Annotated in this window: 1 protein-coding gene and 1 pseudogene; both read left to right on the forward strand. The window is 61.0% G+C overall.

The window, feature by feature from the left end:
• Positions 1–154 (forward strand): annotated as a pseudogene (prpB, locus tag Q7T06_RS10770) (methylisocitrate lyase); the annotation flags it as partial.
• Between the two features lie 17 nt (positions 155–171).
• On the forward strand, positions 172–1,040 hold an 869-nt coding region (prpC, locus tag Q7T06_RS10775; protein WP_304784487.1), incomplete at its 3' end, for a 2-methylcitrate synthase.

Below are 1,040 nucleotides of genomic sequence, written 5' to 3' on the forward strand. Positions count from 1 at the left end.
CGCGGAAAACGTCTACACCGCGTTGCGCCGCGATGGCACGCAAAAGAACGTGGTTGACACCATGCAGACGCGCATGGAGTTGTACGACCGCATCAACTACCACGATTTCGAGCAGAAGCTGGATGCGCTTTTTGCCCAGCAGAAGTCCAAATAAGCACAGGAAACCAGATCATGAGTGAAGAGAAACAGGCCGCCGCATTCAAGCCCAAGAAATCCGTCGCACTGTCCGGCGTCACTGCCGGCAATACTGCCCTGTGCACCGTCGGCAAGACCGGCAATGACTTGCACTATCGCGGCTATGACATCCTGGATGTCGCCGATACCTGCGAATTCGAAGAGATCGCCTACCTGCTGGTGCACGGCAAGCTGCCGACCGTGGCGGAACTGAAAGCGTACAAGGCCAAGCTGAAGGCGCTGCGCGGCCTGCCGGCGAGCGTGATGGCTGTGCTGGAATGCCTGCCGGCATCGGCCCATCCGATGGATGTGATGCGCAGCGGCGTGTCGGCACTGGGTTGCGTGCTGCCGGAGAAGGATGACCACAATACCCCGGGCGCGCGCGACATCGCCGACCGCCTGATGGCCTCGCTAGGCTCGATGCTGCTGTACTGGTACCACTACAGCCACAACGGCAAGCGCATCGAGGTCGAGACCGACGACGACTCGATCGGCGCGCATTTCCTGCATCTGCTGCACGGCGAGAAGCCAGGCAAGCTGTGGGAAAAAGCCATGCACACTTCGCTGATCCTGTATGCGGAGCACGAGTTCAACGCATCGACCTTCGCCGCCCGCGTTGTCGCCGGCACCGGTTCCGACATCCACTCGGCGATCACCGGCGCCATCGGCGCGCTGCGCGGTCCCAAGCACGGCGGCGCCAATGAAGTTGCGTTTGAAATCCAGAAGCGCTATGACAATCCGGACGAAGCGGAAGCCGACATCCGTCGCCGCGTCGAGAACAAGGAAGTCGTGATCGGTTTCGGTCATCCCGTCTACACCGTTTCCGATCCGCGCAACAAGGTCATCAAGGAAGTCGCGCGCACGCT

Source organism: Herminiimonas sp. (genome assembly GCF_030645555.1).
GTDB lineage: Bacteria > Pseudomonadota > Gammaproteobacteria > Burkholderiales > Burkholderiaceae_D > Oxalicibacterium.